The organism is Polaribacter litorisediminis (genome assembly GCF_019968605.1).
GTDB classification, from domain to species: domain Bacteria; phylum Bacteroidota; class Bacteroidia; order Flavobacteriales; family Flavobacteriaceae; genus Polaribacter; species Polaribacter litorisediminis.
Window position 1 is genome coordinate 3,116,817 of sequence record NZ_CP082966.1, and the last position, 24,728, is coordinate 3,141,544.

Consider the following 24,728-nt stretch of genomic DNA (forward strand, 5'->3'; position numbering starts at 1 on the left):
TTTTTAGTTGAATTTATTAAATATTGTTTCATTTAGAAACTTAGAGTTATCGTAAAAACGCTTCTTGTTTTCTAAATCCTCAAAAAACAAAGATTCTTGTTCTTTTTTAACATACTCGCTTAAAAAACCATCCTTCTCAAGAATAGGCCCTATGGGCTCTTCAGCTAACGATTCTGAATCTAATTGTAACAAAGCCTCTGATATATAGTCGTTAATATAAAAAGGATTTAGCCCTTTATTTGAAGCTAAAAAATGGTTTAATAATGTTTTTATAAAACTCTCAGAATCCACCACATTACTTATAACACTTGACTGTAACCTTTTATCGAGCCACAAGAAATACAATTTTATGTCTGGCCACATCTGTTTTAAAAACAATAGATTAATAAAAGCCTCAAATTGATATTTTTGTTTACTCTTACTTACATTTGAAAAAATGTGTAATTGCTCTTGGTTATTAACATAAACAGCATCTATTTCCCCTTTAATAAGGTATAAAACACCTTCAATTTCTACTTTATTATTTATTAATACCTGCTCTTGTGTATACCCTTCTTTTAGTTGCTCTATTTCATTAGTTAATTCACTTAACTCATCTTGCAAATTTTCAATACAAATGTCGCCATAGGTTCCTAATGGTAAATTCCCTTGAGCTTTTAATGTTTTTATATCTTGAGAAGTAGGTTTAGGGTTTTGAGTTACCTGAGTTTTTAAATACCACTTTTCCAAAGTACCTAGAGCAAATAACTCTGAATCTTCAAAAACTTCTGTTTCTTCTCGATAATATATTTTCAGTTTTTTATTGTAATAATGTTTAAATGAATCTTTAAAAAAGTTAATAAACTCGTATAACGGAATTTCAATGATTTTTCGGTTGTCTTTATTGTCGTTTTCTTCTTTTGGATTCGATTTATTAAAAGAAGAATCATCATGCGCACCGCTAGAGGTTTTTGTTTTCCCTAAATAAGAATAATAACCTGGTTTATTATTAAAATATTTTGAATTGAAGCTATGAAGTGGATGTTCTTTTACAAAACCTTCTATATTTAAATAATCTAGCAAACCATCTACAAGCGAAGAAGGCGCCAGTTCTGCATTATTTTTTGAACTTTTACCAAGATAACTAATATACAAGTGCTCTTTTGTAGATAAAATTGTTTTAAGAAAAAAGGACTTATCTTTTTCTCTTATATCTTGTAAAATAGATTCAGGATTAGACTTTATTAAATCGTAACTTAATCGTGTAGTTTGTCTTGGGTAATCTTGTGAATTTAAACCCAACATAGCCACTATTTTATTAGGCAATGGAATTGTATTTGATAAAGGACAAAAACGAATACCCTTGTTTGTTTCTGTTTGTGAGGTTTTATCTAATCCTTCTAGTATAGATAAAATAATAGGGTGAATAATCTCAAAAGATATTGTATCACCTAATGTAAACACAAAATCTACTTCGGCCAACTTTGTTGTTAGATATTCAATTTGATATTCCTTTTCTTTATCAAAGAATAAATCTAGGCCATCATGTAAATACAAAATCCAATCTTTTAGATTTCTTTCTACGTTTAATCCATCAAGAAAATCATATAAATTATGAATTAAATAGTTAAATCTAACTAAATCGTCTGCTCCGCTACCCTCTACCTTATCAATAAGTAAATACTCTTCTTCACCATCGTCAAACCATTCTTCACCAGACATTAACATACCATAACACAAACGTTTTAAACCGTTTGTCCAAGAAACTAAATTTGTTTCATTGAATTTATCACCTTTAAAAGCATTTTTAATGTTAGCTTGTTTAATAAGTTCTCGAAGTAATTCGACATCTTTAAACTCATATTTGACTAAAATAGAAGGAAATTCTAATAACTGCATCACTAAAGAAGGTTGCATATATTTTTTATCTATTTGTAATATAGCTTGCAGAGCATTTACAGAAGAATCGATTATATTTTCCTTCTTACCAACAATATGATAAGGAAATGAATAAGGAGTGTTTTCAAACACGGCGCTTATGGCAGGAGCATGTGTATTAAGGTCTGAACAATATACTACGATATCTCTTGCACCAATACCATTTTTTGAATCATCAACTAATTTTACTAAATAGTTATACAACACTTCTACCTCTCTAATTGGTGAAAAACATGAATTAATTGTTATTGAAGTATCGTTATCGTTAACTTTTGGACTTTCTAAATTTTTATCTTCGACTAAAGACATTTTTATTGTATCAAGTAAACTATTTGGTTTTTCATTATTATAATTATCTAACCAAATTAACTCTATACCTTTACTTTTAAAAGCTTTAAGCATATAAGTTGAAATACCTTTCAGGTTATGAACAAGTTCATTATTATAATGCTCCTTAATTTCTTTTATAGTTGATGAATAAAATATTTTTACATCTATTACCTCGCTTATTTCAATAAAAAGATTGAGCAGATAAGTGTTAAAATCTGAAACATCAAATAGATATAAAACAGGCAGTTTTTCCTTTAAAAGTTCTTGTTGCTTCTTTATTTTTAATGCAGAAGTTATATAACCAAATAGTTGATTATCATCTATACAATCAATAGCGTTTATTTTCTCCTTAAAAGCTCGCCATAAATAGTATTGCCATGCTTCATCTGAATCATCAGTATCAAAATCTTCGACTATCCAAGACTCTAACCTATCCGGCATGTATAAACTATACTGATTGAAAAGGGTTGAAATTTTATCTGCTAATGCAATCTGATATGCAGGCTTACCCCTATAGTAATCAGCAATACTTGAAAAATTATCTTTAAATATTTCATCATCGAGCAATTCAAAAATAATCCAGCGCTGTTGTAAATCATTCAATACGAATTTATTTTCATCTTTACCTCCTAAAATTTTATAGACTATTGATAACAAATCTTTTGCAGAACAAGTTTTCAAATTAGCAGCAATTCCGTTTTCTTCAGCAATTTTAATTTTTAAATACTGCATAACTCCAACATTACTGCAGGCAATAAAATCGGGTAAAAAAACAGAATGGGTTCTAATTTTTATCTGATTCGCTAACTCATTAGCTAGAGGTTCTATTGTAAAGGCGCTATATACTTGAATACTCATAATTAACTAATTTATTCTATCTATAATTCCTGAAGTTCTTTTAACTCGCTTTTGTACTATATTAAATATGACATCTTCTGTAGCCTGAATAATAACTTTAGATTTCGCTCTAGTTACTGCAGTATAAAGCAGTTCTTTAGTAAGCAAGTCATGTTTGTTTTTTTCGGGTAAAACAATCAAAACATTATTAAATTCTGAACCTTGACATTTATGAATGGTCATTGCATACACTGTTTCGTAACCACCTATGAAAGAAGGTAATATTCCGTCACGAAGCTCACCATTCTTATCTAAAAAGTAGGCCATCCTTATACCATCTTTGTCTTTTCTCATTAAACCAATATCACCATTAAACAGATTTAACTCTCGATTATTTTTATTCACCAGAATCGGTCTGTTTATATAATTATCAGCATCAATTTTAATTAGGTTATGTTTCTGCAAATACCATTCTACTTCCCTATTAATTGAATACACCCCGTGTTTCCCTTCTCTAACAGCACACAAAACACGAATATCATTTAACTTGCCAATAGCTTTTACAACATCAGTTTCATCAATGTAATCCTTATATTTTTTTATAAACTCTTTAAATACAGCAACATCATAAGCCTCATCAAATCGTATAATTTCAGAACCTGATTTCAAAGTTGTCTTGACAACTTCTATATCTTCATTCATAATTGCTTTACTAAATTTATCAATAACTATAGATTCTTGATTTACCCTCCTATTTAAAACCAATTCTGTTATATGATTCTTTAAAAGTTTTGAATCGATTGGCTTTGTTTCATTTATCGTATTGTTTGCGTTAAGAAAAGAATTTAAAAACCCTAAACGCTCTTTAGAGAATAGGTTAAGAGTCTTCATACCATCTGTTACAGCAGAATTACACAAGTCGCCAAACATACTCCCTGCTTCAACCGATGCTAATTGATTTTTATCTCCAATTAATATAAGGCGTTTTGAAGAATCAACAGCACTTAAAAGTTTTGCAAATAAAGGCACATCTATCATTGAGGCTTCATCTACAATCACCACATCAAAATCTAATTGATTATTTTTATCATACCTAAAATATGGGGAATTAGGTTTATAGCCCAATAAACGATGAATAGTACTAGAGTTTAATTCATCGATTTTACTTTTTAAAGGTTCTTCTTTAGCTAAAGAGTTCTCTTTAAGCGATTCTAGAACCCTAACAGCAGCCTTACCTGTTGGTGCTGCTAAAGCTATTTTAATAGATGAATTAGAAAAACATAAGGCTACAATTAATTTAGCAATTGTTGTAGTTTTACCCGTACCAGGCCCTCCTGTAATTATTGAAAAATTATTTAAATAGGAATTAATACAACCTGTAAGTTGCCAATCTGTTATGTCTAAGTTCTCATCTTGAAGACCAAATAGTTTATCTTTAATATACTTTAGCTCCTGCTTTCTGTTTGAAAGTTCAGATTGTTCAATACGAATAAAATCTTGGATTTTATCAATGATTTGACTTTCGTAGTTAAAATACCTATAAGTGTAAAATTTATTATTGTAAACCACAAAAGGCTTCTTTTCTTCTGTACTAACTGATAATAAATTTGTTGAATTAGACAATGCCTTCTCTGAAAAAGGCTCAATTCTTTCACGCACTTCTGGTGCCCAAGACTCGTACTCACTCTTTAAATCGGTGCCAGATAAATCTATGCATATATGCCTATCCTGTAGCCTTTTTGACAGTAAATACGCATAAGGTTTTAAGTTCTTATCTGCTACTAATTCTGAAAACTGAAAATGTATATCATTAATAAATGTCATATAAATATACTTAATTTGTTTATTCTTAAATTATAGAAATTGTGCTATAACTAGCCCCTAATTTTTCTAATTTTATTTGTGTTGTAATTCGTTCTTTTAGCGCCTCGACATAAAAAAAAATACCAAATCTTTACTTAAATCGATTTTGTGCAGTTGCTTTCCAATGTGCCAATCTGATGTATGTAATATTCTCATATCGTTTAATCAATAAATGATAAATCTAGTTTTAAGGGTTCTTCAGTAGAAATAGGTCTGATAGTTGTAAGACTTTCAAGACCTCGACCACAATCTACTTTTATTTTAAAGTTTGGTTTATCTGGCGAAAAAACATTTGTACTGCTTAATAAGCCATTTAATTGCTCCTTTTCTTTTATCTCCTTGAAACAATCTCTATAGTCATCATGCATTAAACTACACACGTCTAAAGAATACCGATATGGGCATCGTGAAAATCTCATAAAATAATCACCTTGCCACTGCCATTCTTCCACACTCGATTTATACATAACTGTAGCAGCAAACTTAACTGAAGACCACCTAAAATCTACATAATGCATTGTTGTAATGCTATAGTTGCTATTAAGAGAATCGGTTATAGAAAAAACACCATAAGCTTTTTTTATTTCTAGCTCCTGCTTTTTCTCTGTCAAGTTTTGAATATGCTTTTGTTTCAGTTCGATTAGCTTCTCTTTATTGAGAATTATTTGTTCATTCTGGAATTGTATTCCATTAAAATGAGATGATAAATTATTTTTATTTAATGTCATAAGTTATTTGCTGAAAAGGTTATATTACCAATTACTATAGTCTGTTAAATTTAGTTCCGCCCCGTCATAATCACGTTGTACTATTTTAACAACTCCAAGACCTGTTGGTCGAAACTTAAATGTAAACTGGAAGTCCTTTCCAAAAACATCCAAGAACTCATCTGGAATTTCAGGGAGTGCTTTTTTCCATTGAATAATTTTCATGACTTCATCCTTATTTAGTTCAAATTTCATTTCTTTTTGGATTTTAGTTTTATCTTAGAATTAATTCGCTGCACATTACTTTTCAAATAGATAAATTTCTGAGTACTTTATGAGTTACATATAAAAAAGTTTTACGCTAATGAAATAATCTTTCTTAATACTTGGAGGATATTAAAATTATATACTCTCCTAGCTATAACACCTTAATAATTAACAAATTATTACGTACATTTTTTTATTTTGAACATCATTGAAGAGGAACAAAAAATCAATAAAAGTCGATATGTAAAGAGTTGAATTCAAATAGCAATTTGTTTCGATTTTTAAAGATAATTATTATTTTTAACTATTTTATTGCCAATTATCATTTTTTAGGTATTTTTTTTGATGTATTTAAAAGACAATATCGATAGGTGATCAAGCTATCCGTTTCTTTAGTTGGCAAAATCTCACCTTTATAATTTAACCCTATTAAAAGTTTATGTTCGGTCGTAGAATATTGTATATCAGAAATAATAAATTCAAGGGATTCGATAGTAAACTCTTGATTTTCTATAAAATATTTGCCTATCATACCCACTTCTTTTTCAATTAAAAACAAACTTGCATCCTTTACCATTTTAAAAGAGTTGTAGCTAACATTGAACAGCGGAAACAACGTTTCTTGAACAAGTAGGTCTTTGATCGTAAATTTTTGTAAATATTTTCGTCCTCTTTTGATCTCAATTTTATTCTTATGATTATAAATTAAACCACCAAATACCTCAATTTGTAAATCATAAATAGTTTGGTATTCTGGAATACGCAACAATTTAAAAAACCGAATATCTAAAATAGCATCTTCAATAGTTTGCTTTAATTTTGCTGCAGTTTCAATAAAACGTTGAAAATATGTTGAATCAATTTTTAAACTATAAATTTTGAAAGACTCTCCATAAAGACGAACCTTTATTGGGGGCAATAAAGTATTTGGTTTCATTTTTTTTCAATTAGATTCTTAATCCATTCATCTTTCTAAATAGTAATCACTAATTAATTAATAAAAGTGAAAACTTAATAATAGATATATCCCAAGCATTAGAAATCTTAAGTTGAGCTTCAGCAAATGCTCTAGTCCAATTTTCATCCTCAAGGCTATATTTTAAAAGTATGGGTGATGAATTATCATTAGTTCTCCACCGATATTCATTACTGTTATTTGACATGATTCTATTTTTTTAAAAAAATTGCTAATGCGAATATTATAAAACATGAATGCCAAATAATGGCGCACATCATAAAAAAGATGTAAATTGATCTCCTATAACACCAATCATCAATGAAACAGAAAATCAAAACGTATTTTTTGATACCTTTTGGTATTCAAAATCATAGTTCAATAATTCTAAACTAAAAATAGAGAAATGAGTACACACGTAATTTCTAGAAGAATTCAAGATATTATCCAATTTATATATGATACATATTATCCCTCAAAAAATAAAATTATAAGTTTTTTAGAAACACGAGACTTTAAAGTATCTTCAAGAACTTTTGACAGAGACTTAGAAAGAATAAGAAGTGATTTTGGCTTAGTGATTTCATACAACAAAGCAAAAGAAGGTTACTTTATAAACGAACAAAAAAGTATGAAAGTAACCTCTTTTTTTAAATTTTTAGAAATCGTTACCATCGCTGATATTTTTAGTGAAAGTTTAGCTAATAGTAATACAACGCTAGAATATGTATCTTTTGATGATTCAAAATCGTTTCGCGGAATTGATAGCTTAAAAACAATACTTATTGCTATTAATCAAAATCGAAAAATATGTTTTGAGCATGAAAATTACCTAAAAAAAACGGTTAAAAAACATTGCATTAGTCCAATATTACTAAAAGAATATGAAAATCGTTGGTACGTAATAGGAGTAACAGATCTATTGAAAACGACACGTACTTTCGGACTTGATAGGGTCAAAAATATTAAAATAAAGGAGTTATCAAAGGTGAAAAAAGAAGACTATTCGAAAGATTTAAAAGCTTTTGATAATATTATAGGTTTAGATCATGAAAACAATTCCAATCCAGTAAAAGTACAATTATTAATCAATGAGCTACACCTCAACTACCTAAGAAGTTTGCCTTTACACCATTCTCAGGTAATACATTCTAAAAATGAAAAAGAACAATTTTTAGTAGATTTTTACCTTGTGCCCAATTTCGAATTCAAATCTCAAGTGCTAAAAATGGGAAGTGATGCGCTTGTCATCCATCCCAAAAGTTTGAAGAACGAAATCAGAGAGTTGCTGAGCATTTCATTAGCTAGGTATCAAGAATAGTTCAAGATGGTGAAAGTATAAATTTACGACTTATCGGATATCAATTGATCAATAACTTTTTTAAAAATATTTATGGGTTTCCACAAGAGACTGCAAAAAAACCCATTTAATTTGAAATTAATTTCCAAAAAAATATTTTGTCGCTTAACTTTAGGTATATATCTATGGAATAATTAATCGATCGTGATAGTAACTATCATCATTACAGATACAACAAAACACCCAATTCAACGTCAAAGTAAGGACGTTGTCCATTGAAATTAGGCCGCATATTTTTTATAAGGTGATATCTCTTTAATTTATTTGCAATGCTTTGAATGTCTTTTTTGGTAGCAGGTTTGTTTTCTTCTGCAGTGAGTAATTTTTCTGCTAAATTAACGGCCAGATTCCCAATCGCTGAATTTCCAACGCCCGCTAAACTAATCTTATCAATACTCGTCTTTTCAGTTTTAGTAACCCCTTTTAAGGTGCTTAATGCTTTGCTGACTTTTGTTTTTTGGTGGTGTGATTTTGATCTACAACTGTTACTGCAGAACTTTTGAACCTTTCTTCGAGTGGGCAAAAATTCCTTTTTACAATAATCACAACAATATAACCGTGTTTCCATATGCGTTAGTTGAACGTTCATTTGACGCTTAATCCCTATAAAAGCGTTTTTGTTTGACGTTTTCTATTGTTGAAAACGTTTTCTAACAAATACTTTAGAGCCTTTTCTTTGGTGAATACTTTTACTTTTTTAGGGGAATTGAGTTTTGGAGAGATTTCAGAATCTTTCTTTAATTTATCCCATAATAGCTTTTGCTCTTCGATGGGAAGAGCTTTTACTACTTGATAAACTACGTCTGAATTCATATCTAAATATAAATTTAGATACTTCTTTTTTTATGCTTGTCGGCTACGATCATCTAGAACCAGCTAATGTCACTTAAAGTCACTTAGAGTCACTTAACTTTCCTGAAACTGGCTCACTTAAAATCAAAATAAACCACTATTCTCAATTCAACATCAAAGTAAGGACGTTGTCCATTTGAATTAGGCCAAATGTTTTTTACCAGGTGATATCTCTTTAATTTATTGGTAATGCTTTGAATATCTTTTTTGGTAGCAGGTTTGTTTTCTTCTGCAGTGAGTAATTTTTCCGCTAAATTAATGGCCAGGTTTCCAATCGCTGAATTTCCAACGCCCGCTACACTAATCTTATCAATACTCGTCTTTTCAGTTTTAGCAACCCCTTTTAAGGTGCTTAACGCCTTGCTGACTTTTGTTTTTTGATGGTGTGATTTTGATCTACAACTATTACTACAGAACTTTTGGACCTTTCTTCGGATGGGTAAAAATTCCTTTTTACAATAATCACAACAATATAACCGTGTTTCCATATGCGTTAGTTAAACGTTCGTTTGACGCTTAATCCCTGTAAAAGCGTTTTTGTTTGACGTTTTCTCACAAATACTTGATAGCCTTTTATTTGGTGAATACTTTTACTTTTTTAGGGGAATTGAGTTTTGGAGAGATTTCAGAATCTTTCTTTAATTTATCCCATAATAGTTTTTGCTCTTCGATGGGAAGTGCTTTTACTATTTGATAAACTACGTCTGAATTCATATCTAAATATAAATTTAGATACTTCATTTTTTATGCTTATCGGCTACGATCATCTACAATCGGCTAATGTCAACTAATGTCGAATAATGTCGAATAATGTCGAATAATATCAGGGTTCCGAAACACTTTTAACTGAAATCATTCATTTCAAAACCTGTTTAAAGATTTATTCTTTTGATAAAAGTGGAATAAAATAGAGATCTTAGGCAAGTGAACTATTTTGAAGTTTACAAGTTTATTCGTTGTAAGTTACCTCAAAAAGTTTGAGTAATCTTCTGGCAACTCAGCATCAATATCTCTTAAGTATTTTTCTAATGCCACCATCGTAGAATGACCTGTAATGGGCATTAAATTACTTTTAGCTTCATGCTGAGACATTTTCTCTCGAAACTTTCTGTAAAGTTTGGTAATAGAGGTGTGTCGAAAACTATACAGTCCATACTCTACCCCTAATTCAAAGTGATCTTTAATCACCTTAAAACGTTTAGAAAACTCATTTCGCTTGTTGATAACATCTGCAGCCCACTCTTCCCCGATGTTAAATCTTCCAAACAAATTTGAAGTTGGTTTAAAGTTCGATAAATCAGGTAGCTCCTCCAATAAAATTTCGGGAATAATTTTAATCTTCACAGGCTTATTTTTTGCCTTTACATACAATTTCTTATCCTGAATATCAATATCACCAATTCTTAATCTACATACTTCAATGGGTCTTAAGAAATTGTTAGCAAAAAACTTTACAAACAACCATAAATGAGGATCTACTTCTCGCATATGCTCATAAATCTCTTTTTCTATTTTTGGGGTATATGTTTTGTTTCTCTTAGGAACTGATTTTAAGACAGCTATTTTTTTGACAAAATTGTCCTCTATAATTTCATTGTCCTCTAATAATTGAAATAGCGAGGCAATATCTGTTCTCGCATTATTACGATTTCTAGCACTAGTTCTTTGTAAAACTGAATTTAAGTATTCAATGACCATTTTCTTTGTAATAAAGGTGATGGGATTGTTATAAAGTTCTTTTGATTTTAACCATTTTTCAAATGCTCCTATCCTACTCTTATATTGAACAAAAGAATTTTTATTCATCATGTTAACTTTCAGCGATAAGCCAAATGCAATGGTTTCTGCGATCGTTAAGGAAGGTGCTTCCGTTTTTTGGTTTGTTACTTGTTTGTTTTCTGGAATAGTCTGCTGCTCATTTTTAATCTTGACTTGTTTTGGTTTTTTGGCAACTTTATTGCTCACCTCTGGATTCTCCGAAAAAATCGAGGCTTCTAAGGCACTATTATCCTCATACGGATTGAATCCATATTGCAATAATTGCAATAAAGCCTGTTGCATCGTTTTTAGAAAGGCGTACCGTTCTCGTTTTGTTTTTAATTTATTTACACCTGCTTTGATAAAAGGTTCTTTTTTTAATCTGCCTGTCTCAGGATTTCGAAAAGAAAAATAAACAAACCAATCTTTGGAAAGCACTGTCTTTTTTTGTTCAGAAGAAAAGCTCGACCATTGTGAAATATCCACTCCTCCAGTGTAGATTTTTGGTTCAGAATAATTCAATTTCATAGGTAAAACGTTTACGGTAGCGTTTACGGTACGTAAAAGTAAGAAAGTTAAAGGCATAAAAAAAGCGGATTGTCGTAAACAATCCGCTCTATTATTGAGGATAACCTTGTAGCGGGAACTGGACTCGAACCAGTGACCTTTGGGTTATGAGCCCAACGAGCTACCTACTGCTCTATCCCGCGATTTGGATTGCAAATATACTACATAATTAAAGTAATCACCAAACAATATTTCATTTATTTTTTATTCAATCAAAATTTATACTAAAAAATGAAAAAGAAGCTATCTTTGCAGCATGGTACACAAATCAGGTTTTGTAAATATTATTGGAAATCCAAATGTTGGTAAGTCTACGTTAATGAATGCTTTAGTAGGTGAAAAACTATCTATTATTACCGCCAAAGCACAAACTACAAGGCATCGAATTTTAGGAATTGTAAATGAAGAAAACTATCAAATTGTTTTTTCTGACACCCCAGGAATCTTAAAACCAGCGTACGAATTGCAATCTTCTATGATGGATTTTGTAAAATCTGCACTAGAAGACGCCGATATTCTTATTTATATGGTAGAAATTGGCGAGAAAGAACTGAAAAATGAAGCTTTTTTTAACAAAATAATCAATAGTAAGATTCCGGTAATGTTATTGTTGAATAAAATTGACAAATCCTCTCAAGAGGAAGTTGAAGAAAAGGTTGAATATTGGAAAGAAAAAGTACCAAACGCCGATGTATTTGTTATTTCTGCCTTAGAAGGATTTAACGTTGCTGCCGCTTTAGAAAAAATAAAACAGTTATTACCAGAGGGGCCTCCCTACTACCCAAAAGACCAACTAACAGATAAACCAGAACGCTTTTTTGTGAATGAAAAAATTAGAGAAAAAATACTAATTCATTACAAAAAAGAAATTCCGTATGCAGTAGAAGTTGAAACAGAAGAATTTATTGAAGAAGAAAACATTGTAAGAATCCGATCTATCATCATGGTAGAACGTGAAACTCAAAAAGGCATTATTATAGGTCATAAAGGAAGTGCACTAAAAAGAGTTGGTGCAGAAGCAAGAAAAGATTTAGAGAAATTCTTTGAGAAAAAAGTCTTTATCGAATTATATGTTAAGGTGAATAAAAACTGGCGTAGCGATAAAAACCAATTGAAACGTTTTGGGTATAATCAAGGTTAAACCATCAAATATTTTTCATATTTCTTGTGTTTAAAAAATCTTTATAAACTACATTAATTTTAATCGAAAAGAATTCCTCGATGCTCTGCGTCGGGGTTTCCGTTGAAATTGTCATTCCCGTAAAAACGGGAATCTAAAGGCCGGTAGGCAGGCACATCTATGGCGCTACCTCGAGGATAGTTTGTTTCAAGAAATTCTTTATAAATCCAAAATTAGGCACCAATCACTTTAATCATAAAATCGTGCAAGTCTTTCATTTGTTTTTTACCAGTATCTTTTCCTATTTTCCCTAAAAAATAAAGTAAAATCCATAGTAATGGCAAAGCAATAACCATCGCAAGCGGAAAAAAAATAGATTCATTTAAAGAAAATCGCGTATATAGCAATGCGCCAAAAGCTAAAAATGAAATTCCGATTACAAAATGAACAAACATAAATAAAGTCCAAACTTGCGGTTTGGGCCCAAATAAACCTTTTAACTGTGATGTTTTTTTAGTTTCTTCTAAAATCTCTAAATGCAGCTGTGGCGACCAAAAATGTTCGTCCTTTTTAGCCACAGAAATAAAAATATGATCATCAACAATATTGCCGATAAACAAACATTTTTTATTTGTAAACTCTTTAGAAAATCTTTGTATAATTTCTTGATTATTTTCTTCCAAATCTATTGAAAACCTAGGGCGAAGAAAAATTTCGCTATTTTGTTTCTCTATAATAACATTTAATTGATCATTCATAAAAACCTATTTTATAACAGTTTAAATTTACAATTATTTATCATATAGTAAATTGTATCTTTGCAAAAAATTTCAATTCAAATGAATAGCATTGTTGCCATTGTAGGAAGACCAAATGTAGGGAAGTCAACACTTTTTAATAGACTGGTTCAAAGAAGAGAAGCTATTGTAGATTCTGTAAGCGGAGTTACAAGAGATAGACATTACGGAAAATCTGATTGGAATGGAAAAGAGTTTTCTGTAATCGATACTGGGGGATATGCTATTGGTTCTGACGATATTTTTGAGGAAGAAATTAGAAAGCAAGTAAATTTAGCCATTGAAGAAGCCGATTTAATTGTTTTTGTGGTAAATGTAGAAGATGGCATTACCCCTATGGATGCTGAAGTTGCAAAACTTTTACGTAAAGTAAAAAAACCAATTTTTACGGTAGTGAATAAGGTTGACAATGCGATGAGAGAGCCAGATGCCGTAGAATTTTACAATCTAGGTTTGGGAGATTACTTTACCATCGCATCTATTAACGGAAGTGGCACTGGAGATTTATTGGATGCATTAGCCGAAAAAATGCCAGCCAATGAACCAATAGATTTAGAAGCAGAAGAACTGCCAAGATTCGCTGTTGTGGGTAGACCCAACGCAGGAAAATCTTCTTTTATAAATGCATTAATTGGTCAAGATCGAAACATTGTTACGAATATTGCAGGGACTACAAGAGATTCTATTGATACCAAATACAACCGTTTTGGTTTCGATTTTAATTTAGTGGATACAGCAGGAATCCGTAAAAAATCTAAAGTTAAGGAAGATTTAGAGTTCTATTCTGTAATGCGTGCGGTGCGTTCTATTGAATATTCTGATGTCATTATTTTAGTAGTTGATGCCACTAGAGGGTTTGAAGGACAAGATCAAAGTATTTTTTGGCTAGCAGAAAAAAACCGAAAAGGAATTGTAATCCTTATTAATAAATGGGATTTAATTGAAAAAGAAACCAATACATTACGTGATTTCGAAGCGATGGTTCGAAAACAAATTGAGCCATTTACAGATGTCCCTATTGTATTTATTTCTGCGCTAACAAAGCAACGTTTGTTCAAAGCCATGGAAACGGCTGTTGAGGTTTTTGAAAAGAGAAAAAAGAAAATACCAACTAGCAAGTTAAATGATATCATGTTAGAAATCGTTAAAAACAATCCGCCACCGGCAACGAAAGGGAAATATGTAAAGATTAAATATTGCATGCAATTGCCTACAAAAACGCCTCAATTTGCATTTTTCTGTAACTTACCGCAATATGTTAGAGATTCTTATAAACGTTTTTTAGAGAATAAATTAAGAGAAATTTACGATTTTTCTGGCGTGCCAATTACTATTTATTTCAGACAAAAATAAACACAAATATATTCCTGTTTATCTTTTTTAGGTATTTATTAAATTTACAAAACCATCAGGACAAACATAAATTGTTTTAGTGCGTAACGTTTAGCACCTTTTGACGAGTAACATTGAAATCGTATTTTATCAACTTCATTTAAAGTATATGAAAATCATAAAATCTCATTTAGATTCAGAAAAGGAATTACCCTTGCAATTAAAAATATCTTTTCAAAAGGTTTTTGTGTTATTTAAAAAATATGCGGGTTCAGAATTTTTGCAACACCCTTATCATAGTGCCGCAAAAAAAATGTTACTGCTTTTTGAAAAACACCCTGAATTAAACGAAGGTTTTTCTGATTACTCTTTACTAGAAACCTATAAAGATGAAATTGATTTATTACTCAATCCATTATTTCCTGAACCTTTATTGCTGAATGAAATAAAAGCAGTCACTGTGCCTTTTTCATTTATCTCTTTTAAATTTACAGATCGTTTTGAAAATATCATAAATAATGCTGGTGACGATTATAGGTTAAAAGTAACTAATTTTGAAGATGATAGTATGTACATTGTAGCATGTACCTTTATTTTAGCTAATGTGCATGGTTATCATGTTGATGTAAAAAGACCCTTTTATTTTAATATACCAGACAAAACCACTGGTACTATGAAATATTACAGAGCTACCTATAATGCAGATTTTTCTGAAATTATTGCCACCAAAGATGCTCCTAAAATTACCGAAGAAGATTTTAAAGAACTACTAAACAACTTCGATAATATTGAATTATGGAAAGAAAAAATTCCTCCAAATAGTTATATTTTCAAAGGCTTTGGTCTCATGAGTTTATTTGATGTTACTTCAGAAGAAATGCTTTCTTCTATTAAAGCAAACTTGCTAGCTGGTGGTCCTAATTTAGTAAAAAAGTTACAAAATAATTTAAGAGATTTTTATGCCTTAAAAGATTTAAAACTAGGCTTTTCAATTTTTGATAAAATCAACTCAAAAATTTGTGAAACTGTTACCAAAAAAACAAATAGTCTTATCCTAGAACAGCATACAGAAATCAGTTGCGATAAGCGTTATTTTTGTGACGGAATTATACAGAAAGTTTTTACCAATAATGAAACTTTCATCATTTCTGATGTCGAAGAATATGGTAATAACACTGATAAAAATCCTTTTTATAAAAACCTACATAATTCAGGTATAAAAAGCATCCTTTTAATTCCTATTCAATCTAGTATTAATGGAAATTTAGCATTGCTAGAAATTGCATCTCCAAGAGCTTATGACTTAAACTCGGTAAACATTAATAAATTAAAAGATATTATTCCTGTTTTTGAAGCTGCAGTGAAAAGAACTTCAGAAGAACATCAAAATATTTTAGAAGCCACAATTCAAGAACATTATACAAGCATCCATAATGCCGTAAAATGGCGTTTTTATGATGCTGCAGAGAAATATCACGAAGAGCATAAAACGAATGAAAACGTAAAATTAGAGCAAATTGTGTTTAACGATGTATATCCTTTATACGGCCAGAGTGATATAAAAGGCTCATCGGAAGCAAGAAATAATGCAATTCAAGAAGATTTAAGTACGCAATTATCTTTGGCCATTAATGTTTTAAAAGATGCCTGCAAAAGCGAATCTTTACCAATTTACAATGAATTGATGTTTAGAGTATCTACATACTTAAAGGATGTAAAAAAAGGTTTACATGCTGGCGACGAAATAAATATTTTAGAGTTTTTAAAACAAGATATTTATCCTGTTTTTAATCATATTAAAAAAATAAATAGCACGCTTTCTAAGAAAGTAAGTATTTATATGGAACGTTTAGACAAAGAATTGGGCGTTGTTTATGAGAAAAGAAAAAATTACGAAAACAGTGTAACTATTTTAAATAGTAAGCTTGCCAAATACATTGATAAAAAACAGCAAGAAGCTCAAAAAATGTACCCGCATTACTTTGAAAGATATATAACCGATGGTATTGAATTTAATATGTACATAGGGCAATCTATTACTAGAGAAGATACGTATGATGCTATTTATCTCCATAACTTACGTTTATGGCAATTGCAAACCCTATGTGAAATGGAAAACATTGCTTTTAATGAACTTAAAAACATGGAGCAAGAATTAAGAGTTGCTTCCCTTATTTTGTTGCATAGCACTCCTTTGGCTATAAAATTTAGAATGGATGAAAAGCAATTTGATGTTGATGGTGCCTATAACATTCGTTATGAAATTATTAAAAAAAGAATTGATAAAGCACATATAAAAGGAACGGATGAACGTTTAACTACTCCGGGCAAATTGGCCATTGTGTACTCACAAGATAAAGATGCGTTAGAGTATGTAAAATACATCAACTTTTTGCAATCCAAAAATCAATTGGGTACCATAGAGTTTTTGGAACTAGAAGATTTACAAGGCGTTTCCGGTTTAAAAGCACTGAGGGTTGAAGTTATATATCAAAAAGATTTTGACGAGAAAAACACCATTACTTTTAATGATTTAATCAAAGAAATTGAAGCTTAAATTTATAAAAACGTTCCTGTTTCTTGTATTTTAAAAGCAATTGCAAACGTTAAAACACTTACAATAATACCAATCATAAAGACGGTATAGGTAAGTCTTAATATTTTATATTTTCTATTTAAGACCAAGCCTAAAAAATATAAATCTTTGGTGAGAGATCCATATAAATAATCTCTGTCTTGCATCATTTCTGAAATACCCCACTCAAAATCTGATAATTCCATTTGATGAAAATTACCAAAGAACAATAAGTTTACTTTTTTATTGGCAACATCTTCCTTTGTAAACTTACCTTGTGTTACATTGGGTCTTGTTGCTAAAATTGATAAAATAATAGAGGCAACCGTAAAAATTATAAAGACAACTGTTGGTAATATTAAGTAATTATTTGAAGGATTATCTAGTTTTGGCAACAAATTAGACAATGCCAAAGATACGATAATGGCGTTTACAGAAAGTAAAATATTGGCTTTTGTATCTGCAATATTACTTAGTGTCATATGGTTTTTTAACGCGACTCTAAACATCGTTTCTACACCTCTTTCTGGAACGTTGCTTTTATTTTTTTTAAGGTCTAAAGCTTCTTTTTTCTTCTTATTCTTCTTTAATTCGTCTTCTAATTTCTTTTGATTTATAAGTAATTTAGATAAATTTTTGTCTTTTCCTTTGGTCCAGTTTTTTAAAGCATACTCTGAATGATATTTATGTACATTAATCAAAAAATCAATATTAGTAGCAAGCCATTCAGCATCCGTAAATTTTTTATTTGCTAGTGTTTCCCACTCTCTTCTTAGCAATGCTGATTTATCATCAAAAGTTTTATCTCCTAAATGCGCACAATCTGAGTCTGTAATTATTTTTTCTAAATCATTTGCGGGTTTATGCCCCATTTTAGTAGCCATAATTAAAGCTGAAATTGCTTCAATTCTTTTAACTTCTACCTTTTTTTCTTGTAAAAATTGCGTCAGAATTTTAACACTTTCCTGTTCATGGTTTTCTGCTCCTTTTATAAAACCTGTATCATGAAACCATGCGGCAACTAATAAGTTTTCTGCATCTTGTTCAGAAAGTTTTAGAGAATCAATAAAACCTTGAACTTCTTTAACAACTCTTTGTGTATGAGCTAAATTGTGATACACAAATTTATTACTTAGCTTTTTACTAAATAAATCAAAAATGTATTTTTCTGCTTCTTTAACAAGTATACTCATTCTAATTTCATTTTAAATTCTAAAATAAATACAAAGAGTTGGTCAATAAGTTAAAATATTTTAATTTATCGAGTAGCTATAATCTAAACCGAATATGGTAACATCTCGTGGTAATCTTACGATAATACTTCGTTCATAACGATAATATATTCCAAATTTCCCGAACTTCTTTAAATTATAACTAGTCCCAAAAGTTAATCTATATTTACTATAACGCATGGCTTCACCTTTACGGAACCTGTGAAAAGCTTCGGCTGAAAACTCTGGATCTAAAGGCCATTTTCTAATGTTATATTCTAAACCTGTTTTAAATCGTAAGTTTTCACTAGGAATATCTCCTTCTGCTTCGCCAACACCCAACTGGTTCTTGTTTTGATATCGAAATCTATGGGATACCTCAAACCTGTTGATATCATATTTATAAGATAGATCTAAATTATATCTAAAATGATTCTCATAGCCTTGTATTTTACCTTGATCATCGTTCTCATTTATATGCCTTAGACCAACACCTATTTCAAAGTTATCAAATAGCTCATATTCTATATTAAATTGAGAGAAATACTCTTCTATGGTTGTGGCATTATCTTTTAATCTAATATTTTGCTCTACACCAACTTTTAGTTTTTTTCCAATAGAATAATCTACACCTACTGAACTCCAAAATGCGAAGTCATTCGTGTCTTCTAATTGAGAAAAAGCAGTATTTGTGCATACCAGCAAACAAAATAGTACCTGAAAAAAAGTTAATTTAAAATATTTTGCAATTTTCATATTCTTACTTAGAATTATTTATTGTAATGATAAATTCTTATTTCAGCAGAATCTTTCAAAAAATCAACTTTCCCAATGGTTAATTTATTAATAACCAAACCTGTTCTATTTTCTAAATCTTCTTTCAATAAATCGTAATTTTCTGGCTTAATATTATCTATATTCTCGTAAACGATGTCTTTATAAATCTGATGCTTAGAATGCCAAACTTTTTCTAAAATTGCGATTGCACCAACCACCATCAAGTTTCCGAATAAAACCTCAAAATAGCTCATTTTTTTATTTACAAAAGCATTCATGATAGAAACACCAATGACCACAAATAAATACGTCATTTCTTTGATGGCTATGGAATCTGTTCGATACCGAATGATACCAAAAATAGCAAAAAGACCCAAAGCTAAGCCAATATCCAATTTATATTTTTTTAATGTAAAGCACAGCAGAAAAACCACAATACCAATTAAGTAATATGTAAATACATAACTTTTATCGCCAGTTACAGAATAATATAACCACCTAATAATTAGGGTTAAGAATGCAATATTAACAGTGAATAAAAATGCTAATTTAAAAAAATCATCATCAAATAAAGGGACATTAAGAAACTCCATAGTTAGGCAGAAATTTTATCTATTTTAATTAACTTTTGTTTGAACAAATTATACTTCAATTCTTTATACAAATTAACCATTCCTATACAATACTTACTAATACTATAGGGATTATATCTATATTTTTTTAATACTTTAACAACGGTAGACTTTCGGTCAAATTTGCGCTGTTTTACTTCTATTACAACTAAATTATGATACTTTTTTTCTTGGTCTTTTATGGAATATGATAAATTTAGATCAATCGTAGCTCTCTCATTGTCTTTAACATTAGCGAGTGTTATTCTTTTAAAACTATTCCATAAACTTGGTTGTAAATCAAACTTTTTAGAAGTGGTTTTAAAAATAAAATCTTTTAACTCTTGCGATAAATCTAAATCAAAATCTGGAATTCTTATCCTCGATTTATTTGTTTCTCCCTTTCCATTTTTCTGCTTTATTTCTAAAAAAGTTAGATCAGAATCTACATATTTACGTTGTCTTATTTTGGTTCTATGCACCCTTCCATTATGATGATCGAAATAGAATTTAAATTTAGATGTATCAAAATAAACAGAAGAATAGTTCATAATTCTTCTATCTTTTATCTCTAAAACGCGATAATCTTCCTTTAAATCATTTAAAATTTGATCTAAAGAATGTATATTTATGGTGTATTTAGTATCTGTTCTTTTCATTAAAGAAACAGCATCCATACCTTCTAGAGAAATACTTTCGAAACGATTAATTGTAGCAAAAATTTTTTCTAGTACTGTATCTTCTTTTTTAGTCTCCATGAATTCTATGAATCAAAATTGTAATGCCTACACCCGAGCAATAATATTTTTTTTGTTCCTTATTTTTTTATTATTTTTCTATTCATGGTCTTGTTATTAGACGATATTTTTACTAGGTAAACACCGCTTGAAAAAGTGCTCATGTCAATCAATAAATTTGAAGAATCAGTAGCATCCCTGTAAACTAACTTACCAAAAACATTATAAATTGATACTGCATCAATCACTTGACTTGCATGAATTTTTATCTGATCATTAGTAGGATTAGGAAAAACTTTTAAGTCTTGCATGGCATCAAAGGTCTCTGTAGAAAGCGCAGTTTCTATACCCTCAACAGCTATATTGTTTAACAAAACAACTTTACCATCATCCGCAGTCATATTTGCACCACCAAAACGAATTCTTACCTTAAAATTTGGGTTGTTATTGGCTAAAGCTACATTAGAAAAATCTATTTCTTTCTTTTCATATTGTGCTGTAATAGTGGGTGAATACGAAATATTAGTTGCGATCCAATTGGATCCATTCCAATAATCAACAATTAAGCTTTGCGCTGCTCCATCAGAATTTATGGCAAAAGAAACTTTTATTTCTTTAAAGTTGGTTGTTGCCAAATTTAACTGAATCGTATTTTCTAAACTACCAGACCTAAAAGGTTGCTTTACCTGCAACCCTCTCATTACTATTGAGTTATATGGAGTGTCGTTATTTGCAAAAGCACTGTAATTTATAGATGTCGGTGCATTCTTTCTTTCTAAAGATGCTTTTCTCCAATTTGGATTTGTACTTGTAAAAGGATAACCGCTTAAGGACGAAGTATACACCAATTCTGCCGTTAAATTATTTCTAGAATACGTAGAATTTACTGTTTCTAGTGGAGTATCATTGGGTATATTTCTGTCGAACAACCAAAAATAGGCTAGATGAGAGAAATCATCAATCACATCATAATTAGCTTGAATTTGCATATTACTAGTAGGCGTAACTGTAATCACGCTATTTGTTGAACTAACATCTCCTGACCAATTCGAAAAAGAATATCCTGGTTTTGCTTTTGCTTCTAAAGTTATAGGAACACCATTAAAATAGTCACCCGTCCATGGATACGGATTTTCATCAACACCTACTGTTGAAGCATTAATATCTATGGTATTTATTTTAATATGACCTGCTTGGTCGTCAGAAACGTTCAATTCTAAACCAACTGTATTTGTAAAACCAAATAAAGTATTTATTTGACCTTTTAATTCATCAGGTCTTTTTTCTATCCATTTTAAAAGTGCTTCTTTATCTTCATTTTCATAAAATTCAAGTCTAGGCGCACGGTTTTCGTCTTCCTCTAAAATAGGACTAATTTCATCGAAAGTCTCATTTACAACAGATTTAAAACGTGCTTCTTTAAATGCGGTATTTAAAACATCTGCAAAACGGTTTATAAACTTAAACTTAAACTCCTCATTATCTAGCAAATGCCCCATCAATGAACTGTTTATAGAATTATCTCTACCCTCTTCTTCATCTGCGTGCTTTTCTAACCAATTGGCATCATCACTTTTTAAAGCTGCTTCAAAGTCTTGAGTAGTTAAACGCCACTTACCATCTCCAAAACCGTCATTTACTTTTGTTCTTGCTTTCCAGTATTTTATTTCGTAACTATCATCTTCTGCGAAGATTGATAATAAAACATGGTTTATAAATGAATCAATATCTAAAAGCTTTTCTACTTGTGTATAATTAGCCGGCGTAGCCATGTTATTTTCAATAATAAAATCTCTAAAATCTTCATAACTAGCATAATCTGTGTCATCACCTTCATCAATTTCACATTTACCAACTTTACAATCCACAATGACAATATTGTCTTCATCTAAATCAAAGTTGTTTGCAAAATGAAATCTATCCATACGGTCTCTTAAAGCAGTAATTCCCCAAAATTCGCCATTAAAAAAATGAACGGCAGCTTCAATCCTGGTAACTCCATTAAAAATAGGTTGCATTAAACGGCTAAAAACAACGTCATAGGCTACTTCGCCACCGGCACCATTACCTCTTAAAAGCAAACGCTTAAAATTGTCATTATACACATTGGGCGCTCCTGGTATTTGTTGTTTGAATAAATCATGATCAAAATCATTTTCTCCGTAACTGTCTCTTGCATACAAACGAAGATTCTTTATAATATCTTGTCTAGAATTATTTCCATGAATTCTAAAACCTGCATCCGCATTCATTACTGAACTTAAACTAACATCAAAAAATTGAACGTTTATAGGATATTCCCAAGTAGCTCCGCTTCTCCAATAATTATTAAATTCTGGTCTCCACGATTGATTGTTCGTTGGGTTTTCGGTTCTCCAAGTATCAAAATCAACACCTGCAGTATAAATACCATCATTGTAATCAAATAGATGTTTTTCGTTGGTTTGTAAAGATACAACAGGCAAATTATATGGGTTTCCGCCACTCCAAACAAAAAATGTTTTCGAGGAAGTTTTAGACCCCACACCATTCACAAAGGTTCGTGCTTTTACCACCGTTGCTTTTCTTACTGGATTTGGCGGGGTATGCAAGGGTCTTTGAACTGTATTCTTATTCGCTAGTTTATCTGGATCATTAGAACGATCTACAATACGAATGGGTGCGCTATAAGTTTTAGAGGTAAATGTCTCGCTTAAGAGCGGTCCAAAACTCTCTCCTATTTCAAAAGGATACTCGTTTTTATAATTAAAACTTGTACCCGATAAATTATTGATATCGGGTTCAGAACCGTCTAGTGTATAAATTATAACTGAATTTAAATTTTCACTGGTCAATGTTAAATCGAATGCACTTGCATGCAACCCAGATTTATGAGAGAATGCAGGTGGCTTAATTAACGTATTTGAACCTGCTGTAATGTTCGATGATCCAGGTGTTGGTTCATCAAAATACACCCAAGAACCCGTACCATCTGGTTGTTTACCATATGAAACACCAGGTTCTAAATAGACTACTGGCGTACCACTAACTAAGGCACCATTTTTATTGGTTAAAAAAAGAATATCATTGCCCGAACTAATATTAAAATTAGTATGCAATTGCTGCCCAGGCGCTGCTCGGTTCTTACCTGACGCCCAAACTAATATATATTGGTTAGGCAATAAAATAGTTGCAGGGAATTTCCATTTAAAAAGATCATCTCTATCATTAGACAATCCAAATTCTGCTAAATTTATGGTGGTAGTACCATAATTATAAATTTCTATCCAATCTTCAAAATCTCCGTCATTATCAGCGTTTGTATCCTCATTCGCCGTCATAAATTCATTAATTGAAATTTTTTCTGTTGCTACTGGTATCGTTCCTGTGTTACTTGCGTTTGGAGTAGGAGCGCCAAAAACCTCCAAAGATCCATTACCATCAACGCTACGACCATAAGACGTATCTCTCTCTAAGGCTAATGCTGGCACCTCACTTAATTTAGTACCATTCGCTTTGGTTAATACGAGCTCTTCACCACCAGCACTAATTTTAAAACTAGTATGTAATGGCAGGCTTGCGTTAATTCTATTTTTACCAGAAGCCCAAACTAATAAAAAACTTTTAGGCTGAATTGTTACCGTAGGAAAGACCCATTTAAAAGGTTCAGTTACATCATCGGACAGACCATATCCGAATAAATTTATGGGTGTACTACCATAATTATAGATTTCTATCCAATCATTAAAATCCCCATCTTCATCAGCGACCGTAACGCCGTTTGAAGACATCATTTCATTGATTGAAACATCATTTTGAGCAAAGGAACTGAAAACATTAAAAAATAGGATAAGAAGTAATGTAATATATTTTATTTTAAAATTAGGGTGTATCATTGCAACTGTTATTTAATTTTTTTTAATCACTCAAAACGTCTATTAGCATTCATTAAAACATGCTATTCTAGAAAAATTATTTCTACCGAAATAAAATTAATAGGAAAGAACAAATATATATAAAACTTTTTCGGGATATAAAAAAATAATTGCTAAAAACACTCATTTTCAAAGTCCTGTTTGCTAATTTTGAGTTCTAGAACAAATGCGTCACGAAAATTTTTTATAGCAACGACATTGTAAATTTACTAAATGTCATAGAAGATTGTTAGGTACCGAT

General features: G+C 30.6%; 20 protein-coding genes and 1 tRNA gene. 4 read left to right on the top strand and 17 right to left on the bottom strand.

Features of this window, described 5'->3' with window-relative positions; all coding sequences use genetic code 11:
- Positions 1–3: 3 nt before the first annotated feature.
- The 5 genes from K8354_RS13310 to K8354_RS13330 form a co-directional block, all read right to left on the bottom strand.
- Entirely contained in the window at positions 4–3,105 is a 3,102-nt protein-coding gene (locus tag K8354_RS13310) for an exodeoxyribonuclease V subunit gamma (protein ID WP_223440812.1), read from the bottom strand.
- Positions 3,106–3,111: 6 nt separating this feature from the next.
- The gene (recD, locus tag K8354_RS13315; RefSeq protein WP_223440820.1) at positions 3,112–4,908 is read right to left on the bottom strand and encodes an exodeoxyribonuclease V subunit alpha; all 1,797 of its coding nucleotides are present in this window, start codon (positions 4,906–4,908) and stop codon (positions 3,112–3,114) included.
- Positions 4,909–5,108: 200 nt separating this feature from the next.
- Positions 5,109–5,675: a hypothetical protein gene (locus K8354_RS13320; RefSeq protein ID WP_223440822.1), complete on the bottom strand. Its 567-nt coding sequence runs from the start codon at positions 5,673–5,675 to the stop codon at positions 5,109–5,111.
- Between the two features lie 24 nt (positions 5,676–5,699).
- Positions 5,700–5,909, bottom strand: a complete 210-nt coding sequence (locus K8354_RS13325; protein ID WP_223440824.1) for a hypothetical protein — start codon at positions 5,907–5,909, stop codon at positions 5,700–5,702.
- A 334-nt stretch (positions 5,910–6,243) separates the two neighbouring features.
- On the bottom strand, positions 6,244–6,858 hold the full coding sequence (locus K8354_RS13330) for a hypothetical protein (protein WP_223440826.1): 615 nt from the start codon (positions 6,856–6,858) through the stop codon (positions 6,244–6,246).
- Positions 6,859–7,282: 424 nt separating this feature from the next.
- Between K8354_RS13330 and K8354_RS13335 the strand changes: the two genes are divergently transcribed.
- Positions 7,283–8,197, top strand: a complete 915-nt coding sequence (locus K8354_RS13335) for a helix-turn-helix transcriptional regulator (RefSeq protein ID WP_223440828.1) — start codon at positions 7,283–7,285, stop codon at positions 8,195–8,197.
- 202 nt (positions 8,198–8,399) lie between these two features.
- On the opposite strand, the gene K8354_RS13340 is transcribed toward K8354_RS13335, so the two are convergent.
- The 6 genes from K8354_RS13340 to K8354_RS13365 all read right to left on the bottom strand — a co-directional run bounded on the left by K8354_RS13340 (position 8,400) and on the right by K8354_RS13365 (position 11,556).
- Positions 8,400–8,804 carry an eL24 family ribosomal protein gene (locus tag K8354_RS13340; RefSeq protein ID WP_223440830.1) on the bottom strand — a complete coding sequence of 135 codons (405 nt, stop codon included), beginning with the start codon at positions 8,802–8,804 and terminating at the stop codon, positions 8,400–8,402.
- 35 nt (positions 8,805–8,839) lie between these two features.
- Positions 8,840–9,049, bottom strand: a complete 210-nt coding sequence (locus K8354_RS13345) for a hypothetical protein (protein ID WP_223440832.1) — start codon at positions 9,047–9,049, stop codon at positions 8,840–8,842.
- 113 nt (positions 9,050–9,162) lie between these two features.
- A complete protein-coding gene (locus K8354_RS13350; RefSeq protein ID WP_223440834.1) occupies positions 9,163–9,576 on the bottom strand; it encodes an eL24 family ribosomal protein in 414 nt (137 codons plus the stop codon).
- An 85-nt stretch (positions 9,577–9,661) separates the two neighbouring features.
- Positions 9,662–9,829, bottom strand: coding sequence for a hypothetical protein (locus K8354_RS13355; RefSeq protein ID WP_223440836.1), 168 nt, complete (start codon positions 9,827–9,829; stop codon positions 9,662–9,664).
- Positions 9,830–10,051: 222 nt separating this feature from the next.
- The gene (locus K8354_RS13360; RefSeq protein ID WP_223440838.1) at positions 10,052–11,374 is read right to left on the bottom strand and encodes a tyrosine-type recombinase/integrase; all 1,323 of its coding nucleotides are present in this window, start codon (positions 11,372–11,374) and stop codon (positions 10,052–10,054) included.
- Positions 11,375–11,483: 109 nt separating this feature from the next.
- Positions 11,484–11,556 (bottom strand) — tRNA-Met (locus K8354_RS13365).
- Positions 11,557–11,669: 113 nt separating this feature from the next.
- Here K8354_RS13365 and era point away from each other — a divergent pair.
- A complete protein-coding gene (gene era / locus K8354_RS13370) occupies positions 11,670–12,554 on the top strand; it encodes a GTPase Era (protein WP_223440847.1) in 885 nt (294 codons plus the stop codon).
- Between the two features lie 212 nt (positions 12,555–12,766).
- Here era and K8354_RS13375 read toward each other — a convergent pair whose 3' ends face one another.
- Positions 12,767–13,291: a GTP-binding protein gene (locus tag K8354_RS13375; protein ID WP_223440850.1), complete on the bottom strand. Its 525-nt coding sequence runs from the start codon at positions 13,289–13,291 to the stop codon at positions 12,767–12,769.
- A gap of 81 nt (positions 13,292–13,372) precedes the next feature.
- Here K8354_RS13375 and der point away from each other — a divergent pair, with 81 nt between their 5' ends.
- Together der and K8354_RS13385 are read left to right on the top strand one after the other, a co-directional pair.
- Positions 13,373–14,683: a ribosome biogenesis GTPase Der gene (der, locus tag K8354_RS13380; RefSeq protein ID WP_223440857.1), complete on the top strand. Its 1,311-nt coding sequence runs from the start codon at positions 13,373–13,375 to the stop codon at positions 14,681–14,683.
- A 148-nt stretch (positions 14,684–14,831) separates the two neighbouring features.
- On the top strand, positions 14,832–17,219 hold the full coding sequence (locus K8354_RS13385) for a GAF domain-containing protein (protein WP_223440859.1): 2,388 nt from the start codon (positions 14,832–14,834) through the stop codon (positions 17,217–17,219).
- Between the two features lie 2 nt (positions 17,220–17,221).
- On the opposite strand, the gene K8354_RS13390 is transcribed toward K8354_RS13385, so the two are convergent.
- From K8354_RS13390 to K8354_RS13410, 5 genes are read right to left on the bottom strand one after another with little or no spacing between them, the layout of a single operon-like run.
- The gene (locus tag K8354_RS13390) at positions 17,222–18,430 is read right to left on the bottom strand and encodes a Pycsar system effector family protein (protein ID WP_223440861.1); all 1,209 of its coding nucleotides are present in this window, start codon (positions 18,428–18,430) and stop codon (positions 17,222–17,224) included.
- Positions 18,431–18,490: 60 nt separating this feature from the next.
- The gene (locus tag K8354_RS13395) at positions 18,491–19,204 is read right to left on the bottom strand and encodes a DUF2490 domain-containing protein (protein WP_223440863.1); all 714 of its coding nucleotides are present in this window, start codon (positions 19,202–19,204) and stop codon (positions 18,491–18,493) included.
- Positions 19,205–19,218: 14 nt separating this feature from the next.
- Entirely contained in the window at positions 19,219–19,818 is a 600-nt protein-coding gene (locus K8354_RS13400) for a DUF4956 domain-containing protein (RefSeq protein ID WP_223440864.1), read from the bottom strand.
- Positions 19,819–19,820: 2 nt separating this feature from the next.
- The gene (locus tag K8354_RS13405) at positions 19,821–20,594 is read right to left on the bottom strand and encodes a polyphosphate polymerase domain-containing protein (RefSeq protein ID WP_223440866.1); all 774 of its coding nucleotides are present in this window, start codon (positions 20,592–20,594) and stop codon (positions 19,821–19,823) included.
- A gap of 59 nt (positions 20,595–20,653) precedes the next feature.
- Positions 20,654–24,448: a lamin tail domain-containing protein gene (locus tag K8354_RS13410; protein ID WP_223440874.1), complete on the bottom strand. Its 3,795-nt coding sequence runs from the start codon at positions 24,446–24,448 to the stop codon at positions 20,654–20,656.
- Positions 24,449–24,728 lie beyond the last annotated feature (280 nt).

Excerpts from the sequence above, each read along its gene's own strand:
- K8354_RS13320 (WP_223440822.1), bottom strand. The coding sequence starts at position 5,675 with ATGACATTAAATAAAAATAATTTATCATCTCATTTTAATGGAATACAA.
- K8354_RS13405 (WP_223440866.1), bottom strand. The coding sequence starts at position 20,594 with ATGGAGACTAAAAAAGAAGATACAGTACTAGAAAAAATTTTTGCTACA.
- K8354_RS13400 (WP_223440864.1), bottom strand. The coding sequence starts at position 19,818 with ATGGAGTTTCTTAATGTCCCTTTATTTGATGATGATTTTTTTAAATTA.
- K8354_RS13345 (WP_223440832.1), bottom strand. The coding sequence starts at position 9,049 with ATGAATTCAGACGTAGTTTATCAAGTAGTAAAAGCTCTTCCCATCGAA.
- K8354_RS13395 (WP_223440863.1), bottom strand. The coding sequence starts at position 19,204 with ATGAAAATTGCAAAATATTTTAAATTAACTTTTTTTCAGGTACTATTT.
- era (WP_223440847.1), top strand. The coding sequence starts at position 11,670 with ATGGTACACAAATCAGGTTTTGTAAATATTATTGGAAATCCAAATGTT.
- K8354_RS13410 (WP_223440874.1), bottom strand. The coding sequence starts at position 24,448 with ATGATACACCCTAATTTTAAAATAAAATATATTACATTACTTCTTATC.
- K8354_RS13385 (WP_223440859.1), top strand. The coding sequence starts at position 14,832 with ATGAAAATCATAAAATCTCATTTAGATTCAGAAAAGGAATTACCCTTG.
- K8354_RS13375 (WP_223440850.1), bottom strand. The coding sequence starts at position 13,291 with ATGAATGATCAATTAAATGTTATTATAGAGAAACAAAATAGCGAAATT.
- der (WP_223440857.1), top strand. The coding sequence starts at position 13,373 with ATGAATAGCATTGTTGCCATTGTAGGAAGACCAAATGTAGGGAAGTCA.
- K8354_RS13325 (WP_223440824.1), bottom strand. The coding sequence starts at position 5,909 with ATGAAATTTGAACTAAATAAGGATGAAGTCATGAAAATTATTCAATGG.
- K8354_RS13360 (WP_223440838.1), bottom strand. The coding sequence starts at position 11,374 with ATGAAATTGAATTATTCTGAACCAAAAATCTACACTGGAGGAGTGGAT.
- K8354_RS13355 (WP_223440836.1), bottom strand. The coding sequence starts at position 9,829 with ATGAAGTATCTAAATTTATATTTAGATATGAATTCAGACGTAGTTTAT.
- K8354_RS13310 (WP_223440812.1), bottom strand. The coding sequence starts at position 3,105 with ATGAGTATTCAAGTATATAGCGCCTTTACAATAGAACCTCTAGCTAAT.
- recD (WP_223440820.1), bottom strand. The coding sequence starts at position 4,908 with ATGACATTTATTAATGATATACATTTTCAGTTTTCAGAATTAGTAGCA.
- K8354_RS13350 (WP_223440834.1), bottom strand. The coding sequence starts at position 9,576 with ATGGAAACACGGTTATATTGTTGTGATTATTGTAAAAAGGAATTTTTA.
- K8354_RS13335 (WP_223440828.1), top strand. The coding sequence starts at position 7,283 with ATGAGTACACACGTAATTTCTAGAAGAATTCAAGATATTATCCAATTT.
- K8354_RS13330 (WP_223440826.1), bottom strand. The coding sequence starts at position 6,858 with ATGAAACCAAATACTTTATTGCCCCCAATAAAGGTTCGTCTTTATGGA.
- K8354_RS13340 (WP_223440830.1), bottom strand. The coding sequence starts at position 8,804 with ATGGAAACACGGTTATATTGTTGTGATTATTGTAAAAAGGAATTTTTG.
- K8354_RS13390 (WP_223440861.1), bottom strand. The coding sequence starts at position 18,430 with ATGAGTATACTTGTTAAAGAAGCAGAAAAATACATTTTTGATTTATTT.